The organism is Thalassospira sp. MIT121401, assembly GCF_047125595.1.
Taxonomy (GTDB): Bacteria; Pseudomonadota; Alphaproteobacteria; order Rhodospirillales; family Thalassospiraceae; genus Thalassospira; species Thalassospira povalilytica.
On the sequence record NZ_CP138926.1, the window covers coordinates 1,356,886 to 1,376,785 of the forward strand.

General features: G+C 55.3%; 10 protein-coding genes. 4 read left to right on the top strand and 6 right to left on the bottom strand.

All coding sequences use genetic code 11. From position 1 onward, the window contains the following. Window positions 1-36: 36 nt before the first annotated feature. From SIB88_RS06175 to SIB88_RS06185, 3 genes are all read right to left on the bottom strand, one after another. Window positions 37-2,496: a TonB-dependent siderophore receptor gene (locus SIB88_RS06175; protein WP_412557631.1), complete on the bottom strand. Its 2,460-nt coding sequence runs from the start codon at window positions 2,494-2,496 to the stop codon at window positions 37-39. Window positions 2,497-2,673: 177 nt separating this feature from the next. After that, the gene (locus SIB88_RS06180) at window positions 2,674-3,681 is read right to left on the bottom strand and encodes a FecR family protein (RefSeq protein WP_412559402.1); all 1,008 of its coding nucleotides are present in this window, start codon (window positions 3,679-3,681) and stop codon (window positions 2,674-2,676) included. Window positions 3,682-3,783: 102 nt separating this feature from the next. Next, window positions 3,784-4,356 (bottom strand): RNA polymerase sigma factor, encoded by a 573-nt coding sequence (locus SIB88_RS06185; protein WP_412557632.1) that lies wholly within the window; start codon window positions 4,354-4,356, stop codon window positions 3,784-3,786. A 150-nt stretch (window positions 4,357-4,506) separates the two neighbouring features. On the opposite strand from SIB88_RS06185, the gene SIB88_RS06190 reads away from it, so the two are divergent. From SIB88_RS06190 to SIB88_RS06205, 4 genes are all read left to right on the top strand, one after another. Then, a complete protein-coding gene (locus SIB88_RS06190) occupies window positions 4,507-5,313 on the top strand; it encodes a 4'-phosphopantetheinyl transferase family protein (RefSeq protein ID WP_412565935.1) in 807 nt (268 codons plus the stop codon). Between the two features lie 350 nt (window positions 5,314-5,663). Then, on the top strand, window positions 5,664-6,449 hold the full coding sequence (locus SIB88_RS06195; RefSeq protein WP_412557634.1) for an ImuA family protein: 786 nt from the start codon (window positions 5,664-5,666) through the stop codon (window positions 6,447-6,449). Next, the gene (locus tag SIB88_RS06200) at window positions 6,439-7,974 is read left to right on the top strand and encodes a Y-family DNA polymerase (protein WP_412565936.1); all 1,536 of its coding nucleotides are present in this window, start codon (window positions 6,439-6,441) and stop codon (window positions 7,972-7,974) included. The genes SIB88_RS06195 and SIB88_RS06200 overlap by 11 nt, the downstream gene beginning before the upstream one ends. Before the next feature lie 4 nt (window positions 7,975-7,978). Beyond that, on the top strand, window positions 7,979-11,281 hold the full coding sequence (locus SIB88_RS06205; RefSeq protein WP_412557636.1) for an error-prone DNA polymerase: 3,303 nt from the start codon (window positions 7,979-7,981) through the stop codon (window positions 11,279-11,281). A 59-nt stretch (window positions 11,282-11,340) separates the two neighbouring features. On the opposite strand, the gene SIB88_RS06210 is transcribed toward SIB88_RS06205, so the two are convergent. The 3 genes from SIB88_RS06210 to SIB88_RS06220 are packed head-to-tail and all read right to left on the bottom strand — an operon-like array spanning window position 11,341 to window position 19,812. Beyond that, complete coding sequence (locus SIB88_RS06210; RefSeq protein WP_068518774.1) at window positions 11,341-11,682, bottom strand: Hpt domain-containing protein; 342 nt, start codon at window positions 11,680-11,682, stop codon at window positions 11,341-11,343. 2 nt (window positions 11,683-11,684) lie between these two features. Beyond that, window positions 11,685-12,716, bottom strand: a complete 1,032-nt coding sequence (locus SIB88_RS06215) for a response regulator (protein ID WP_101245643.1) — start codon at window positions 12,714-12,716, stop codon at window positions 11,685-11,687. Between the two features lie 25 nt (window positions 12,717-12,741). Next, a complete protein-coding gene (locus tag SIB88_RS06220; protein WP_412557637.1) occupies window positions 12,742-19,812 on the bottom strand; it encodes a beta strand repeat-containing protein in 7,071 nt (2,356 codons plus the stop codon). Between the last annotated feature and the right edge of the window lie 88 nt (window positions 19,813-19,900).

Genomic DNA, 19,900 nt, shown 5'->3' on the forward strand with positions numbered 1-19,900 from the left:
GGTCCGGGGCGCAATCGCGCGCCCCGGAATATTCGGTTACCAGTCGTATTTCAGAGTTGCGGCGATGGTCTGTCCTTCGATCTGGTAGCAGTAACCATTGTTACAGATACTGGCATCGTTATCGGCAAGGTTGGTGCCGTTAATCGCAAGGGTCAGGCCATCGAGCTTGTTACTAAGTGCTGCAAAGTCATAGCGGATCGCAGCATCGAGCAGCGTATAGGGCTTGTTCTTGCTCGTGTTGGTATAGTTGGCATAGCTTGAGTCGGTGTAGCGAACACCGGCACCAAAGCCCCATCCATCAAGCGGGCCTTCATTGAAGGTGTAGTTCGCCCAAGTGGATGCTGTTTTTTCCGGTGTTACGAGCGGGGTATTGCCGCGATAGGAACCTTTGACGATTTTGGCATTGTTGTAGGAAAGGTTCCCGACCAGGCTAAGGTTCTCGGTTACATTGGCGCTGCCTTCGAGCTCGAGGCCACGCGTTTCCAGTTTGCCGATTGAGTCATAGTACGAACCGATAGACCCGCTATAGCCAGCATAGCGTGCGACATTGTCCTCGGTCAGGCGATAGGCGGAAACCGTGAAGAAGCCATCAAACCCGACCGGTTCGAATTTGATTCCGGCCTCATACTGCTCGCCCTCGGTCGGGGTGAGCATTTTGCCTTCGGAATTCTGACTGGTGCTAGGCAAAAAGGACGTACCCCAACTGACATAGGGCGATATGCCGTTATCAAAGGCATAGAGCGCACTGAGGTTAAAGGTCGTTGCCGTGTTGTAGTCGGTCGAACCTTTATTGGTCAGTCGGCTGATACGTTTGCGTTCAGCATAGTCAAACCGCACACCACCATTCAGATGCCAGTTGCCAAGTTCAATCTGGTCCTGAACATAGATGCCGGATTGATTGTAGGTTACATCATCAAATGTTGTGTAGGCTGGTGTCGTGCCGGAAATCGACCGGTTCGGATCATTGAGATAGAAGATGTAGTCACTGAGTACACCGCTTGAACCGAAACGGTAATCCGACTTGGAATACATCAGATCAAGACCGGTCAGGACTTCGTGTTTGGCATCGGCGGTCTCGAAAGTCGTGATGACCTGGTTGTCGACCTGCGCGCTCCAGAGGGTTTCCTCAACTGCCTGTGCTGCGCGATGGTATTCCGTATTGGAGTTCTTCCACCCGCCGCCGGTCACGCCGCCGGTCAGGTAGCGTGCCTCAAGATCGAAATACCCGAAGCGCGCTTTCTGCGCCAAAGTGACAGGCGCGTTGTTCAGGTCATGGGTCAAGTCATAGCCGACTTGGAACTGATCCTGCTTCTGGTAGTCGTAATCCGCGTCACTGGTCCGGTAATCAAGGATCGCGCCATTAAGGTTCAGAAGGGTTGCCGAGGCATCCGTTTCGTCATGCTGGAACAGGGTATAGATGGTCAGATCGGTATCCGCGTTGGGTTGCCAACGAATTGTTGGCGCGAACATTTGCCGATCATCCTGAATTTCGTTGCTGGTTTCGCCAAAGCGCGCCATGCCAACAAAGCGTGATGCCCAGGTCCCGTTTTCTGTCAGGCCAAGATTGTAATCAAATCCGCCTTCGTATGAGTCGGTGTTGGTGAAACGGCCATAGACATTGTTTTTTGCACCAAGGTGGGGGCGTTTGGTAACACTGTTGAGCAAGCCTCCCGGTGTTGATTGCCCGTAAAGAGCCGCGGTGGGACCCTTTACGATTTCAAGCTGTTCAAGGCTGTAGGGTTCTGTGCGAAACGTCGCATAGACGCCTGTCATCTGGCGCAGGCCGTCACGGTAATCGCCATAAATATGGACAGGGTAGCCACGAACATAAACCTGATCAAAGCGCGGATCATATCCGTAATTGTTGGTTGCTACCCCGGCGGTATAAGCAACTGCATCTTCGATGCTGGCAACGGCGCGGTCTTCGATTTCCTGGCCTGATACGACGGAAATAGTTTTTGCTGTTTCAATCAGGGCTTTGCTGGTTTTTGTACCTGCACTGCTTCGTGTGGCGACATAGCCATGTGCGAGGTCCTCTGAGTCCTGGGCGTTTGCTTCGACATAGACCGGGTCAATGACGTTTGCTCTGCTGCTGTCTGATGTTTCCAGCTTGGTAAGGGAAACCGTATTCTTGCCAGTAAAGCGATAGCTGACGCCACTGCCGGAAAGAAGGATTCTCAATGCATCGGCAGGGGAATGCGTGCCGTTAAGGGCCGTGCTTTGCAATCCGGCAACCCGATCGACATCATAAAAGAGTTGCAGATTTGTCTGGTTGGCGAAGGTCAAAAGCGCCTGATTAAGGTCCTGAGCCGGGATGGAAAAATCGATTGCGGATGATGTGTCACTTTGCGTTTCTGTATTTTGCTGCGCGGTTGCAGGTGTCGATACCCCGGCAACAACAATACCCGCAGCCAATGCGACCAAGCTGACGCTATGTGCCAGACGATGGCCAAACCCGTTTACCAATCCGGCTTTGCCGGTTTTTATTACCTGCATTACGCAGACCCCCATTCTCGAAAGTTTTTCCGTAACGCAAATGATTGTCATTTGCTTGTATTGGATGAGACGGGATTTGCGTTCAGACTCAGTAAGATAAATTTCAGTTTTTTTGATTTTTGGGTCGATAAAGACCAGAAGCCCAAGAAAGCCGGGCCTCTCAGAATGCCGAAATCCTTAGTACAGAACGGTCATTAGCGGTGTTATCGAGATATTCTGGACCCCAAGTTCCCGTGCAATCAGTTCCAGTCCGGCCTGGGGATCGGTCATGTCAAAGACACCGCTGACAAGCTTGCGTGCCGCAGTCTCGTTCGCAATCATGATTTTGCCGCGCTGGTACCGCGAGAATTCCGAGACAACTTCGCGCAGTGTGACGCGATCAAATATCAGTTTGCCTTTTTGCCAACTAAGCGCCCGGTCGGGTTTGATTGTGGACACCGGGCTGATTGAATGGCGGTTATAACGGACGGCCTGATTTTCCGCCAAGATCGCTATGTGTTCTGATGTTGCCGAGTTTGGCTTGACTTCAACCTGATGTTCCAACACGGCAACATTGGTGTGGTCATCAAAGCTGTTGACGATAAACCGGGTGCCCAACGCCTGCACCTGGCCATGCGGCGAGGTGACGGTGAAAACACGCTTGTTCGCACGTTCCATCGGAACAGCTTGAAAATCGGCAAGCCCGCTAATCAATGCGATGTTTCGGATTTGATCGGTAAACTGAACCGCGATTGCACTATCGGGGCCCAAGGTGACGGTACTGCCATCCTCAAGTGTAATGGCCCGCACTTCCCCGACAGCAGTGTGATAATCAGCGCTGAGGAAAATGGTCGGGTCACCAAACATAACGCGCGTAGAAGCAACCGCCAGCAGCAAGCTTGCGGCAAGTGCGACGTAGCTCCAGCGGCGTTTCTTTGCCGAGGGGACCTTGGATGACGGTTTTGCCGGATGTTTAAGCTCGACAACCTTTGATGAAGGGCTTTCGGTTGTGCGATCTTTTGATCGAATTGCTTCATCCATTACAGCAAGCGCGTTGTTGGCCTCAATGAAAGCTTGCTGGTTTTCCGGTGCGGCATTCAGCCAAATGTGGAGCTCTTCATGTTCAGATGTGCTGAGGTCGCCATTGATCATTTTCGCAACCCAATCGGCCGCGGCCAGATCAATGTTTTTCTGTGTTTCTTGCATCTGGCTCACGTTACCAACCCGCACTTGCCGACAACCCGGACAAAGCGTCCTTATCTGTTGGACGATAAAACTGCAAGAAATGCGTAAAAACTTTGTGCAATTTCATGACCGGCTTTCCCGCATGCGCTTCATCACATGGGCAATAGCGCGCGCGACATGTTTCTGCACGGAGCTGTCAGAAATGCCGAGCTGTTCAGCCGTTTCGCGATAAGTCAGCCCTTCAACGCGCACAAGAGTAAAGATTTCGCGCGTTTTTTCAGGCAGCTCATCAAGCGCGCGGCGTACATATTCAAGCTCAGACTGCCCTCCGACGATCTGTTCTGGCGAGGGTGAATTATTGGGAATGACATCAAGGGGAATGTCATCGGTACCGGCAACCGGGTTTCGCTTTTGTGCCCGAACGTGATCAATCGCAAGATTATGGGCGACGCGGTACAGGTAGGAACGGACATGGGTGACTTCGTTTGCCTTATCGGGGCTGGCATGTTCCGACACACGCAAAAATGTCTCCTGTGTCAGATCCATTGCTGTATCTGCATCACGCAAAAGGCGTGTCAGATAAATCTGCAATTCCCTTTGGTGAGACTGAAAGAGTTTTTTGAGGTCCGTTATTGCCAAGTCACATACCTGACTAAGGTGATGGGTTTTTATGGAGTTATCAAAAATAATACTCATTCGCAATTAATTAGTTGTGCAGGGTGTATGAAATTTGCATCCTGCACGTGTGTAAGGTGAATGTGTGTGGTTGCCTGAATACAGCTTGGTAAAGCAGCCATCTTCGCCGGGCCATACAGAAGCAGTCTGAAAAGTATGAGGTTAATCGCCATGTTTCCGGAAAGCTGCGTCGTGCAAAAACTGGCATTAACCCGTGATGGATCCTTCGAAGGCTTTGGTGCCCCGGATATTTTGAAAGCGACCATTGCAATAATTGACAGGCAACGCCTTGGTCCGGAGGAAACCGAAAGTCTGGCGAACAGATATTTACATACACACGAACAGCAAAGACGGCTGTCTTTCGAGTTTCCTCAGCGACGTGACAGTTTCACAATTGGACGGTTGGCTGCGAAGCTTGCTTTGAAATGTCATCTCGATGATGTGTCACCACATGATATCGCCATCGGTAGCGGTGTTTTTCACCAGCCTATTATTATGGGTACATCTGTCGGGTGTTGCGAACTTGGTGTGTCGATTTCTCACTCCGACGAGATTTGTGTTGCCGTTATTCACCATAAAGGTCACCCGATCGGTGTCGATGTTGAGCAATTGGCAGAGGCCGACATTGTGCCCGTTCTGAATGATGTTGACGCGAGTTTGCGGCAACAGTTCTTCGAGCTTTCTCTGAATGAGTATGAGGCTGCATCCATACTTTGGTGTGCACGCGAAAGCTTGGGCAAGGTGCTGACAACAGGTATGACTATGCCGCCCAAACTGTATGAGCCGACCTCAGTATCGGAAGTCGTGGCAGGGGTCAGATTGAGCTACAAGACCTTCACACAATACCAGACACAAGTTATGCCAATTGACAAAGCATGGTTGGCGATAACGCTTCCTGCGCAGACAAAAATTGATTTCGGGTGGCTGGAGGCACTCAGCAGTTGGCGTGCCTCAACTATCTATCCCGGACGGATCTAGCATGTTGAAAATGTGTCGTGTTTTCTGTCACTAGGCACATTTTCCTTCATCCACTGTCTGTTTGTTGGAGTACTGTTATTGTCACAACGTTTGCACGGTTCCCTTTGCGTGTTCTTGCCAGCAGGCACCGCAGATGAATAGGCCCGCTTTCCTCCATCGCCCTCACCCCACCTGAAAGCTTTTGATTTGACTCTGATATCGGGCGTTCCTAAATAAGAACAAATAGAGAACATTTGTTGTGTTTGGGTAAGATGCTTGCTGAACGGATCAGGGATGCCCGGGCTGTCTTGGCACGGGCCGAAAAAAGTTGGAGGGGAAATGTATCCTGTTTCCCCGGCAAGGCAGGCGGTGTGGTCGGCTGCCTGTTTGGCGGTATGGCCTTGTCACGCAATATCAGCATCGGCGGTTTTGTGCCGGTTGGTATGCATGAGGTAATCTGTGCCCATGATGGTGGGGCGGCGTCGATTTTGGCCTGGTATCTGGCCCGGATTGCTCCGCAAGAGCAGAGGGCAGGATACGGAAGGTTACAAGGCTGCGAGCAAGACAGATCGCAAGAAAAACCGCAAAACAGCGCACAGGGCCATGCCCAGTCAAACCGGTCTGTTTTCTGGGTTCGGCAAAGACGGGCGATTGATCAGGGCGGGTTTTATCATCTGGCCTTGCCGGTCGGGCAGGTAACGGATCCGCCGCCCTTGATGATGACAGTCGATCAGCAGGATATCGCCTTATGGAGCTGTGAGGAGGCCGCCAAATCCGGGCAGGTCGCATCGATTATTCTGGAAACCACCGATTACGACCTGACATCGGCAAGGCGTCTGCAACTGGCCTGTGAAGCGGGCGGAACCCGGATGATTGTTTTGCGCCGGGCATCGCATGGCGGGCGGTTGATGCCATCAAGTGCATTGACACGCTGGAAGATCGAACCGGTCCCAAGCACGTCAGACACCAAGACAGGGAATATTCATCATCTCAGCCTGATCGGGGGACGCGGGGTCCGACCGGGAAGCTGGAAAGTCAAAACCGATGCATCAACGTTTTCTTTATCTGTGGTTGACCCACTGGAAGACGGATTGTCAGAAAATCAGCAGAACCACGGCCGATACCCGCCACAAGGCGGACCAGGACGTGTCATCTGAAAACAGCGGCCCCACCGAACCGGCAGATGATGCTGACGGGCCACATGTCATCACGCGCGCCGATCACAAAGGGGTTCTGGTGTGCGGGCTGAATGCCCGGGCCCGGGACGCGGGATTATACGGGGGCATGCGTCTTTCCGATGCGCGCAGCATCCTTCCCGGTTTGCACGACAGCCCCGAGGATGAGGCGCTTTATGACATGCATCTGGCGGGATTGATCCGTTTGATGGATCGATACAGCCCCTGGGTCGCGCCGGATCGGGAATTGCATGCGCACGGCCTGCAAGGCGATGGCGGATTATGGCTGGAAATCACCGGCGGCAGTCATTTGTTTGGCGGGGAAGCCACCATGATCGGTCACATCCTGCGTGATGTGAAATCCCGGGGCTATGGTGCTAGAATTGCCATTGCCGATACGGCCGGGGCCGCCTGGGCCGCTGCGCGTCATCATCCCGGTGCGTCGACCGAGCATATCCTGTCCTTGCCCGCCGATCATGAAATCGCGGCAGGATTTCCGGTTTCGGCCCTGCGTCTGTCGGATGACATCATCGCCCTGTTGTCGCGGCTTGGCCTTAAGCAACTGGGCGATATTACACCCTTGCCGCGCGCCAATATCACCACCCGGCTGGGACCCGATGTGTTGCGCCGTCTTGATCAGTTTTATGGGCGCTTGCCCGAACATCTGAACTTCAAATTGCCCGATACCCCCTGGCTGATCAAACAAAGCTTTGGCGAACCGCTTGGCGATGCGGTCAATCTGGCACTGGCGATCGAAAACATGACGGGCAAGCTGTGCGAGATGCTTGCATGCGAAAATCTGGGCCTGCGGCGGATATGTGTCCGTTCGATCCGGGTGGATGGTCATGCCCATACCATCACCACAACAACCGGGACCCCGTGTCAGTCCGCACCGCATGTTTTGCGATTGCTGGGCGAAAAGATGCCCGGTGTCGATACCGGTTTCGGTATCGAGCAGATCATTGTCCATGCGCCGTGGGTCGAACATGTCGCCTTTCGCCAGGCCCGCCTTGACCATCAGCAGGATGACAGCAGTGACGGGCTTGCACTGGGGCAGTTGATTGACCGGATCTGTCATCATCTTGGACCAAATGACATTCTTTATCGTCCGGCCCATCACGCAAGCCACATGCCCGAACGGGCCGCCATTCGCCAATCCCCGGTCGGCGGGGCAAGGCCGGTACGGCTGCCAGATGCCCCCTTGCCAAAACGTCCTGTCAGATTGCTGGAGCCCCCCGAACCGGTGGAAGTCATCGCACGCAGTACCAATGGCGCGCCAACGCGACTGCGCTGGCGCAAAATGATTGTGGATATCGCCTGCGCCGAGGGGCCTGAACGCATCTGTCCGGAATGGTGGGGGCATCTTGATGACGATCATTACGCCCTGTCGCGAATGACACGCGACTATTTCCGGATCCGTGATCAGAAAGGCCGGATGTTATGGCTGTTGCGCACCGGACATGCGGGGCAGGATATCTGGTCAATCCACGGGATTTTCGGGGGATGATGCCATGACACAGCAAGCCATTCGCACCGATGAGCCGGTCTATGCCGAACTTCAGGTCAGCAGCAATTTTTCCTTTTTGCGCGGGGCATCCCATGCCGAGGAACTGGTTTTGACCGCCGCGACCAAGGGATTGCATGCCATTGCGCTGACGGATCGCAACACATTGGCCGGTGTCGTGCGCGGACATAGCGCACATCGCAATTATGCCGACCGGTTAAATTACATTGTTGGCTGCCGGCTTGATCCGATGGATGGGCCATCCTTGCTGTGTTATCCGACCGATCGGGTATCTTATGCACGATTGTGCCGGTTGCTTACCCTTGGCAAGCGCCGCGCGCCCAAGGGGGCGTGCGAGATTTATCTTGCCGATATTGTCGATCACAAGGACGGGCTGCTGTTCATTGCCGTGCCACCACAGGTGCCGGATGATGCATTTCGCAGCGATCTGGTGCGGCTCAAATCATGGTTCGGGGGGCGATTGTGGCTCTCTGTCGGGCGGTTCATGGACGGGTTCGACAGCGAACGCCTTGCCTTTACTGAGGAAATCGAAACCCGTCTTGGCATTCCTGCGGTCGTGACCAATGATGTTCATATGCATCTTCGGTCGCGCAAACCCCTGCAGGATGTGCTGACCTGTATCCGCCATCATTGCCGGATCGAGGATGCGGGCTATCGGCTATTCCCCAATGGGGAACGCCATATCAAATCGCCGCGTGAAATGGCGCGTCTGTTTCCCGATCATCCCCATTGGCTTGCCCGCACGGTCGAGATTGCCGATCAATGCACCTTCAGCCTTGATGAATTGCGCTATGAATATCCCGATGAAAATGACGGATCGGGCGAAGGCACACAGGAACGTCTGATCCGTTTGACCTGGGAAGGGGCGGCAAAACGCTATCCCGAAGGGGTGCCCGACAAGGTCAGAAACCTGATCGAGACCGAGCTTAAACTGATCGACGAGCTGGGCTATGCCCCCTATTTCCTGACGGTGCATGACATTGTGGCCTTTGCCCGGTCGAGGGGGATTTTGTGCCAGGGGCGGGGATCGGCGGCTAATTCATCGGTTTGTTTTTGCCTGCATGTCACATCGGTTGACCCCAACAAGGTGGAGTTGCTGTTTTCGCGCTTCATCAGCAATGCCCGCAATGAACCGCCTGATATCGATGTTGATTTTGAACATGAACGCCGCGAAGAAGTCATTCAGTTCATCTATGAACGGTATGGCCGTGAACGTGCCGGATTGACCGCGACGGTGATTTCATACCGGTCGCGCAGCGCCATTCGTGATGTCGGCAAGGTGTTCGGCCTGTCCGAAGACACTATTGTCAAACTGACCAAAACCATCTGGGGATCAAGCAGCAAGGGTGCGCATGACACCATGATGCGCCAATCGGGCATTCATCCCGATGAGCCAAGGCTTAAGGCCGTGCTTGATCTGGCGGGCGAACTTACCGGATTTCCCCGCCATTTGTCGCAACATGTCGGCGGGTTTGTCATTACGCGCGGGCCGCTTTGTGAACTTTCGCCGATTGCCAATGCGGCGATGGCCGATCGCACGACGATTGAATGGGACAAGGACGATATTGATGCGCTGGGCATTCTCAAGGTTGATATCCTCGCCCTTGGGATGTTGACCTGCATTCGCAAGGCACTGGATGATTTGCGCACGCACAAGAATATTGATTATGACCTTGCGACCCTGCCCAAGGAAGACCGGGCAACCTACCGGATGCTTGAAAAGGCCGACAGTATCGGCACTTTCCAGGTGGAATCACGTGCACAAATGAGCATGCTGCCCCGTCTTAAACCCAAAAGTATCTATGACCTGACCATTCAGGTGGCGATTGTGCGCCCCGGTCCGATTCAGGGCGGCATGGTTCATCCCTTCTTGCAGCGGCGCATGGGACGGGAAAAGGTCGAATATCCGTCCAAACAGCTTGAAGCTGTTTTGAAGCGAACCTGTGGCGTGCCGCTGTTTCAGGAACAGGCGATGCAGATCGCCATTGTTGCCGCCGGCTATTCCGGCGGAGAAGCCGATAACCTGCGCCGGGCCATGGCGACCTTCAAACGCACCGGAACGATCGGCGAACATCGCACCAAATTCATCAATGGCATGCTCAAAAACGGCTATGACATCGAGTTTGCCGAACGCTGTTTCAAACAGATCGAAGGCTTTGCCGATTACGGATTTCCCGAAAGCCATGCGGCAAGCTTTGCCATTCTGGCCTATGCGTCATCCTGGCTGAAATGCCATCATCCGGATGTATTTTTATGTGCGCTTTTGAACGCGCAGCCGATGGGGTTTTATGCCCCGGCGCAACTGGTCAATGATGCGCGCAATCACGGAGTACGCGTGCTTGAAATCGATATCAATCACAGTTTCTGGGACAACCGGCTTGAACGTGAAATGGGCCGGGCCAGCGGCTATCACGCGGTGCGGTTGGGCTTTCGCCAGATCAAGGGATTTGGCGAACTTGATGCCCTTGCCCTGATGGCCAACCGTCCGGCTGGCGGCTTTCAGGATATCTATCTGATGGCGCGTCAGACCGGTCTGTCACCTGCGGCCCTTGAAAAACTGGCCGAGGCCGATGCGTTTGGATCTCTTGGTTTGTCGCGGCGCGAAGCGCTTTGGGCCGTCCGGCGCTTTGGCAAGGGGCGCAAACCACCCGCTGCCTTGCCCTTGTTTGAAGCAGCCCAGAATTTCAACCACAATATGGGGGTATCAGCCGAATTCGGGCCGGAAGCCCCGGTGGATTTGCCGGTTATGGGGCCGGGCGAAGAAATCATCGAGGATTATGCAAGCCTGCGCTTGTCGCTTAAGGGGCATCCGATCAGCATGTTGCGTGATGCCCTTGGCGGGGCCGGTATCAGCAAGGCGACGGATCTGGCCCGGGTTCGCGACGGCGACCGGATCAGTCATGCCGGTCTTGCCATTGTGCGTCAACGTCCGGGTACGGCATCGGGGGTGGTGTTCATCACGCTTGAGGATGAAACAGGCATTACCAATCTGGTGGTCTGGAACAAGGTGATGGAAAAATATCGACGCGAAGTCATGACCGCCACGGTGATGGGGGTAACCGGCAAGCTTCAGCGTGAAGACGGCGTGACCCATATCATCGCCGACAAGCTGGTTGATCTGACCCCCATGTTGCAAGGATTGACCGAAAACAACAGAATTGCGCGCAGCAACAATACCCATCCGCGCAATCTGCGTTGGGCAAGCGGGCTTGATGGTTTGGGTTCCTCACCTGCATCAAAGACGCAAACTGCCCCGACCCTGAAAATCGACAGTCATGATTTTCATTGAACGCCCAACAGATGCGGCGATTTTCTGTGCCGCACTTATCGGAATTGGGGCAGAAATGCCTATGCTTCGAACCCTTCGTCTTCGTCGGCGGAATAGTCTTTTAGCTGATCAATGATCGACAGGGCCTTGGCAGACGGGTTTGCCACGCCCTCGTCAATCAGCAACTTTTCAAGGTCACATGCCATTTCCCCCAGTCTGGGGAAGCCATATGTTTTTGCCGTTCCGGAAATGCGGTGGACTTCCATCAGAAGAACTTCGAAATCATCCCGGTTCGGAGTTTCGCAATAACGCGACCAGGTGCTTACGATAAAGTCGATTTTCTCAGAAGTTTGCTCGGCATAGCGTTCACGCAACGCAGCAATTTTCGACTGAAAGCTGTTCATGTTTATCGAAGCGTTCATGACTATAAAATCTCCAGAACACGATTGAGGTGTATTCTACTGTTGATGGATATCCATTCCTTGGACGGTGCGGTTTGCGGGCTTCGTCCTTCTTCCCCCAGGAAGCAGAACTGCCCGCCCGAGAAAACGTTTTCCGGATGCAGCAGATACTCGTCAGACACGCCGGGAAGTGCGATGGTCACAGGCAGATATCCCGACTTTACCAGTGTCGTGATCAGATTGTCTTTGGCATCCAGAAGTGCGAGTGGACGGAACCGGCAACTTCCGCGTTCACCAATCACCCCGAATCTGGACTGTTCGTTCATGATATAGGTGACACCGGTTTCCAAACCAAGTCCGTCCTCGACCGGCATAAGCGGCCGGATCGACTTCCTCTTGAGAAAAGTCTCAAGAGATTCAATGCACGAGCGCGGCACATTGGCCGAAATCAGGACCGGCAAACAGCCGGTGGAAAAGGTTTCCACAATATCCTTGAGAATGGGCACGCTGCCCGCCCCAGCCTTGAGCAAAAGCAGTTTGGGTTCTTTGCGTTTGACCAGGATTTCGATTTTCGGACTGTCGCCGATTTCATCCTGTTCCGACCCGAATGAATTGCGCCCCCAGAAAATGATCTTTTCAAGCATGGTTGCGGCAATACCATCGAGATCGATATCAAGCATCGATGCAGACTTCCAGATCACATCGACCGCACCAAGATTAAGCAATTCATTGGCCAGTGTATGGCGTTGCTCGCTTAATGAACTCAGAACGATGATCGATGTATCGGCCTCGGACAGAATTTCGCGGGTGGCAGAAATACCATCCTGATGGGGCATCGCGATATCCATCGTGATGACATCGGGCTGCAATCTTCGGGCGGCTTCAACGGCTTCAAGTCCGTTTTCGGCTTCCCCGACAATTTCGATTTCCGGATGATCCTCGCAAAGGGCAACCAAAGCCATTCGCATAAAGACGGAATCATCACAGATAAGCAGGCGTACCGGGCGTTGACCGCCTCGTTCTTGGGCAGCAAATTTTGTTATTGTCGCTGTCATTTTATCCACTCCTCTCCAGACGGGATCAGATCAACGGATCCAACGGATTTGGCAGCACATCGATATCCAGCGTTGCCGTCGTTGTCGCCACAGTATTGCTCGAAGAATCTTCAACCGTCGCCGTGATCGACAATTGCAGATCGTCTTCGGTGTCCGGCGTGATCGCCAGACCCACCAGATCCAGAAGCTCAAGCGTATAGGTGCCATCCGGGTTAAGCGTTCCGGCATTAAGCGTCGCACCGTTATCCACCCCGTCAATTGTCAGGGTGACATCCTCGGTAAGGGCAAGATCACTTACCGTAATCAAAAGCGGCGTGGGCGAGTCCTCGATCACAGCAGCAGAAAGCGACAGATCAAGTGTCGGTGCATCTGCGATATTGAGAACTTCCAGATTGATGTTGGCAATCGTGCTGTCACTGGTCCCACTGATCGGATCACTGACAGTGGCGGTCACGGTCAGAAGCGAATCCCCCGGTTCCAGCGCGGTGACGGTCAAGCCGACGAGTTCAGCCTGTGTCAGGGTCCAACTGCCATCCGGGTTTTCGATCCCGGCGGACAGGGTTGCATCATTGGGCAACCCTTCGATGGTGACTTCAAGTACTTCGGTCGGGGATAGCACACCAACATCGATGGTCAGACCACAAGCGGTGTCTTCGAGGCACAGGGCCGGCAGACCCAAATTCAGGGTCGGGCCTTCTGCGACATTGAGGACCTCAAGATTGATATTGGCAATGGTGCTGTCGCTGGTGCCACTGATCGGATCATTGACGGTGGCGGTCACGGTCAGAAGCGAATCACCGGGCTCAAGGACAGTGACGGTCAGTCCGACCAGTTCGGCCTGTGTCAGGGTCCAACTGCCATCCGGGTTCTTGATGCCGGCCGACAGGGTTGCATCATTGGGCAGTCCTTCGATGGTGACTTCAAGTACCTCGGTCGGGGACAACACACCAACATCGATGGTCAGACCACAGGCTGTGTCTTCGAGGCACAGGGCTGGCAGACCCAAATTCAGGGTCGGGCCTTCTGCGACATTGAGGACCTCAAGATTGATGTTGGCAATCGTGCTGTCACTGGTCCCACTGATCGGATCACTGACAGTGGCGGTCACGGTCAGAAGCGAATCCCCGGGCTCAAGGACGGTGACAGTCAGCCCGACCAGTTCGGCCTGGGTCAGGGTCCAGCTGCCATCCGGGTTCTTGATGCCGGCCGACAGGGTCCCATCATTGGGCAGCCCTTCGATGGTGACTTCAAGAACTTCTGATGGTGCCAACACACCAACATCGATTGTCAGACCGCAAGCAGTGTCTTCCAGACACAGCGCCGGCAGCCCGAGATTCAGGGTCGGGCCTTCTGCGACATTGAGGACCTCAAGATTGATGTTGGCAATGGTGCTGTCACTGGTGCCGCTGATCGGGTCATTGACGGTGGCGGTCACGGTCAGAAGCGAATCACCGGGCTCAAGGACGGTGACGGTCAGTCCGACCAGTTCTGCCTGGGTCAGGGTCCAACTGCCATCCGGGTTTACAGTACCAGCCGACAGGGTCGCATCGTTAGGCAATCCTTCGATGGTGACTTCAAGAACTTCTGATGGTGCCAACACACCAACATCAATTGTCAGACCGCAAGCAGTGTCTTCGAGGCACAGGGCTGGCAGTCCCAGATTAAGGGTCGGGCCTTCTGCGACATTGAGGACCTCAAGATTGATGTTGGCAATCGTGCTGTCACTGGTGCCACTGATCGGGTCATTGACGGTGGCGGTTACGGTCAGAAGCGAATCCCCCGGCTCAAGGACGGTGACAGTCAGCCCGACCAGTTCGGCCTGGGTCAGGGTCCAGCTGCCATCCGGGTTCTTGATGCCAGCCGACAGGGTCCCATCATTGGGCAGCCCCTCGATGGTGACTTCAAGTACTTCTGATGGTGCCAGTACGCCAACATCGATGGTCAGACCGCAAGCCGTGTCTTCGAGGCACAGGGCTGGCAGGCCAAGGGTCAACTCAGGACCGTCTGCAACGTTTTCAACCTGAACCGTAAGCGTTTCAGAGACAGATGCAGAGTCTGAGCCATCAACCGAAGTCGCGGTAACTGTCAGATCGAACGAGCCATAGTAATCAGCAGGCGGCGTGATCGTCAGACCGGCCAACTCACCAGCGGTGAGGGTAACCGTGCCATCCGGGTTTACAGTACCAGCCGACAAGGTGGAACCCGCCGGAATGTCGCTGATGGTGACCGACAGGGTCTCATCCGCATCAGTCAGACCAGCGGTGATATCCAGCGCAATGGCGCTGTCTTCGTTGCCCGAAGCCGGGTCAACACTGAGTGTCGGGGCATCGGCAACCGGATCAACTGTAACAGACAGGGTATCTGCGATGGATGCCGTGTCCGCGCCGTCACTCGACGTTGCGGTGACAGTCAGATCAAACGATCCGCTAAAGTCTTCTGGCGGCGTAATTGTCAGACCTGCCAGCTCACCAGCGGTCAGGGTCACAGTACCATCCGGGTTTACAGTGCCAGCCGACAGAGTTGCACCCGCCGGGATGTCGCTGATGGTCACCGACAGGGTTTCATCCGCATCGGTCAGACCAGCAGTGATATCAAGCGCAATCGCGCTGTCTTCGTTGCCCGAAGCCGGATCAACGCTGAGCGTCGGAGCATCGGCAACCGGATCAACGGTGACAGACAGGGTATCGGCGATGGATGCCGTGTCCGCGCCGTCACTCGACGTTGCGGTGACAGTCAGATCAAACGATCCGCTAAAGTCTTCCGGCGGCGTGATGGTCAAACCGGCCAGCTCACCAGCGGTAAGGGTGATGGTGCCATCCGGGTTTACGGTGCCGGCCGACAGGGTTGCACCCGCCGGGATGTCGCTGATGGTCACCGAGAGGGTCTCATCCGCATCAGTCAGACCAGCGGTGATATCAAGCGCAATCGCGCTGTCTTCGTTGCCCGATGCCGGATCGACGCTGAGTGTCGGAGCATCGGCAACCGGATCAACCGTAACCGACAGAGTATCTGCGATGGATGCGGTGTCCGCACCATCGGAAGAGGTGGCAGTCACAGTCAGATCGAAGGACCCACTGAAGTCTTCCGGCGGGGTAATCGTCAGACCGGCAAGTTCTGCAGCGGTGAGGGTCACAGTCCCGTCCGGATTAACGGTACCAGCCGACAGAGTGGAACCCGCCGGGATATCACTGATGGTGACCGAGAGGGTCTCATCCGCATCGGTCAGGCCAGCGGTAATGTCGAGCGCAATGGCGCTGTCTTCGTTGCCCAATGCCGGATCGACACTGAGTGTCGGAGCATCAGCAACCGGATCAACGGTGACAGACAGAGTATCAGCGATGGATGCGGTATCTGCACCATCCGAGGAGGTGGCGGTGACAGTCAGATCAAACGACCCACTAAAGTCTTCCGGCGGGGTAATCGTAAGACCTGCCAGCTCACCGGCAGTCAGGGTAACCGTGCCATCCGGGTTTACAGTGCCAGCCGACAGAGTGGAACCAGCAGGAATGTCACTGATGGTGACCGACAGGGTTTCATCGGCATCGGTCAGACCAGCGGTGATATCAAGTGCAATCGCGCTGTCTTCGTTGCCCAATGCCGGATCGATACTGAGTGTCGGAGCATCAGCAACCGGATCAACAGTAACCGACAGGGTATCAGCGATCGACGCGGTGTCCGCACTATCCGAAGACGTTGCAGTCACAGTCAGATCAAACGAGCCGCTGAAGTCCTCTGGCGGTGTAATCGTCAAGCCGGCGAGTTCCGCAGCGGTCAGGGTCACAGTACCATCCGGATTAACGGTGCCAGCCGACAGGGTTGAACCCGCCGGGATGTCGCTGATGGTCACCGACAGAGTCTCATCCGCATCGGTCAGACCAGCAGTGATATCGAGCGCAATCGCACTGTCTTCGTTACCCGATGCCGGATCAACGCTCAGCGTCGGAGCATCTGCGACCGGATCAACGGTGACCGACAGGGTGTCGGCAACGGATGCCGTATCCGCACCGTCACTCGACGTTGCAGTGACGGTCAGATCAAACGAGCCGCTGAAGTCCTCTGGCGGGGTGATGGTCAGACCGGCCAACTCACCGGCGGTCAGAGTGACGGTGCCATCCGGATTAACGGTCCCAGCCGAAAGAGTTGAACCCGCCGGGATGTCGCTGATGGTGACCGACAGGGTTTCATCCGCATCGGTCAGGCCAGCAGTGATATCGAGCGCAATCGCGCTGTCTTCGTTGCCCGATGCCGGGTCAACACTGAGCGTCGGGGCGTCCGCAACCGGATCAACCGTGACCGACAGGGTATCGGCGATGGATGCGGTGTCCGCGCCGTCACTCGACGTTGCGGTGACAGTCAGATCAAACGATCCGCTAAAGTCCTCTGGCGGGGTAATCGTCAGACCGGCCAGTTCACCGGCGGTCAAGGTCACAGTCCCATCCGGGTTTACGGTACCAGCCGACAAGGTGGAACCAGCAGGAATGTCACTGATCGTCACCGACAGGGTTTCATCCGCATCGGTCAGACCGGCGGTGATATCAAGCGCAATTGCGCTGTCTTCATTGCCCGATGCCGGGTCAACGCTGAGTGTCGGTGTGTCCGCGACCGGCTCAACGGTGACAGACAGAGTATCGGCAATAGAGGCAGTATCCGCACCGTCACTCGACGTTGCAGTGACAGTCAGATCGAACGATCCGCTGAAGTCTTCAGGCGGGGTAATCGTCAGACCTGCCAACTCACCAGCGGTGAGTGTGACGGTGCCATCCGGGTTTACAGTACCAGCCGAAAGTGTCGCACCCGCTGGAATGTCACTGATGGTGATTTCCAGGCCTTCACCGGCATCGGTTACACCGGCTGTGATATCAAGGGTGATGGCACCGCCATCTTCAGTGCCGCTGGCGCCATTGACCGTCAGGGTCGGGGTGCCGGCAACGGCTTCAACCGTTGTCGAGACGCTTTCGGTAACGGTTTCGGTGCCGGCTCCGGACGTGGTTTCAGCGGTTACCGTGAAATCAAGGCTGCCATTGTAATCGTCAGGCGGGGTCAGGGTCAGACCGGCCAGTTCGCCCGGAGTCAGGGTGACGGAGCCGTCGGGATTGACGGTTCCGGCAGAAAGAGTGGTACCGGCAGGCAGGCCGTCAACAGTGACTTCGACAACACTTTCACCGCTTTCAACGGCGACACTGATATCGAGAGGTGTTGCAGCATCTTCCAGCACGGCACCATCGAAGCTGACAGTAACACTTGGCAGTGCGCCAGCATCGACCACATCGACAGTCGCACTTTGGGTCGTGCTGTCGGTTGTGCCATTGATGGTGTGTGTCACGGTGACATCCACCGTGAAGGAGATATTGACGGTTGTCGAAACCGTGAGGGTCAAGCCCGCAAGGTCGCCTTCGGAAAGGGTCCAGCTGCCATCCGGGTTCTGGGTGCCGGCACTGAGGGTTGCATCAGCGGGCAGACCGGTGACGGTGATTTCTGCGGTAACATCGGCCTCAAGCGGATCGAGGGTGATGGTCAGATCGGACGGAACATTTTCTTCGATGACCGGATCGATATCGACCGTGACAGCCGGTGCATCAGCGACCGGATCAACGGTGACCGACAGGGTATCAGCAATCGACGAAGTATCTGCGCCATCCGAGGAGGTGGCAGTGACAGTCAGATCAAACGACCCGTTGAAGTCTTCCGGTGGTGTGATCGTCAGACCGGCCAGCTCACCAGCGGTAAGGGTGACAGTGCCATCCGGGTTTACAGTACCAGCGGACAGAGTGGAACCAGCAGGAATGTCGCTGATGGTGACCGACAGGGTTTCATCCGCATCGGTCAGACCGGCGGTAATATCGAGCGCGATCGCGCTGTCTTCGTTACCCGAAGCCGGATCGACACTGAGCGTCGGGGCATCTGCCTGGGCATCGACGGTGACGGCAAGTGTTTCACTAACAGATGCCGTATCCGATCCTTCGGTCGAAGTCGCCGTCACGGTCAGATCAAACGATCCGCTGAAATCTTCCGGCGGCGTGATGGTCAGACCTGCCAGCTCACCAGCGGTCAGGGTCACAGTACCATCCGGGTTTACAGTGCCAGCCGACAGAGTTGCACCCGCCGGGATGTCGCTGATGGTCACCGACAGGGTTTCATCCGCATCGGTCAGACCAGCAGTGATATCAAGCGCAATCGCGCTGTCTTCGTTGCCCGAAGCCGGATCGACACTGAGCGTCGGGGTGTCAGCACCGTCATTTGCAGCAAGTTCAAAAGACTCGCTATCGACGACTTCACCGGTTTCTGTGTTGATGACAGTGACAGTAACATTGTAATTGCCGATGGTTTCTTCGGTAATGGCAACGCTCAGCCCATCAAGTTCATCAACGCTGACCTGCCAGATCCCGTTGCCGAGATTGTCACCGGCAGAAAGGGTCGCGCCATCAGGCATGCCCTGGATCAGGATGATATAGATCGAGGTGGAGTTATCTTCGAAAACATTGATGTTCAGTGTCAGGTTTTCACCACCCGCACCTTCGACATCATTTACCGAAAGAACATCGGAGCCCGAAGCCCCCGCCGCCGCATCATCAGCACTGGCACCAGCAATGGTTGTGGTGCCACCACCACCCCCGCCGCCCCCCACCGAGCGGGCAGCCGCAGATGAGCCGCCAGAACCTGAAGTGCCACCAGCGCCACCCCCGCCGCCAAAGCCGTTGCGGAAGGTGTCGCCGGTGTCAGGCTGGGTAACCGGTTGCAGAGGCGGGCTGTTGGTTTCGATAATTTCCTGCCCGTTTCCTGCGATCGGGGCCTGATTGTTTACGATTTTGGTCGAGGAGGCATTGTTTCCGGACCCGCCCAACTCTATGTTTGAAACAGAGCTGTCGCCATCCTGAAGGACAGATTCATTGTAGTTTTCGGAGGAGTTCGAAATATCGGGTGACTGCGTATAGCCTTCATCCGGGGCCGCTTCGATACGGGGGTCATACCACTGACGGCTTCCCGTATGAACGCTGGAAAGCGAAGTATCCTGTCGCAGAGACACCTGAAGGCTCTGGCCATCGTCAGCCTGAACTTTCGGTGTGTTGACTTGTCCCTGATCACGTATGTCAGCCATCATTCGTCTCCAAGAATTCCGTCGGCGAACAGGTTTTCGCCCATAGATTTGTCGTTATTCCGATGAATTCTGGAGAAGCGGGCGCAAC

Coding starts and splice junctions, on each gene's coding strand:
- SIB88_RS06190 (WP_412565935.1), top strand. CDS start 4,507: ATGTTTCCGGAAAGCTGCGTCGTGCAAAAACTGGCATTAACCCGTGAT.
- SIB88_RS06175 (WP_412557631.1), bottom strand. CDS start 2,496: ATGCAGGTAATAAAAACCGGCAAAGCCGGATTGGTAAACGGGTTTGGC.
- SIB88_RS06210 (WP_068518774.1), bottom strand. CDS start 11,682: ATGAACGCTTCGATAAACATGAACAGCTTTCAGTCGAAAATTGCTGCG.
- SIB88_RS06180 (WP_412559402.1), bottom strand. CDS start 3,681: ATGCAAGAAACACAGAAAAACATTGATCTGGCCGCGGCCGATTGGGTT.
- SIB88_RS06220 (WP_412557637.1), bottom strand. CDS start 19,812: ATGGCTGACATACGTGATCAGGGACAAGTCAACACACCGAAAGTTCAG.
- SIB88_RS06205 (WP_412557636.1), top strand. CDS start 7,979: ATGACACAGCAAGCCATTCGCACCGATGAGCCGGTCTATGCCGAACTT.
- SIB88_RS06215 (WP_101245643.1), bottom strand. CDS start 12,716: ATGACAGCGACAATAACAAAATTTGCTGCCCAAGAACGAGGCGGTCAA.
- SIB88_RS06185 (WP_412557632.1), bottom strand. CDS start 4,356: ATGAGTATTATTTTTGATAACTCCATAAAAACCCATCACCTTAGTCAG.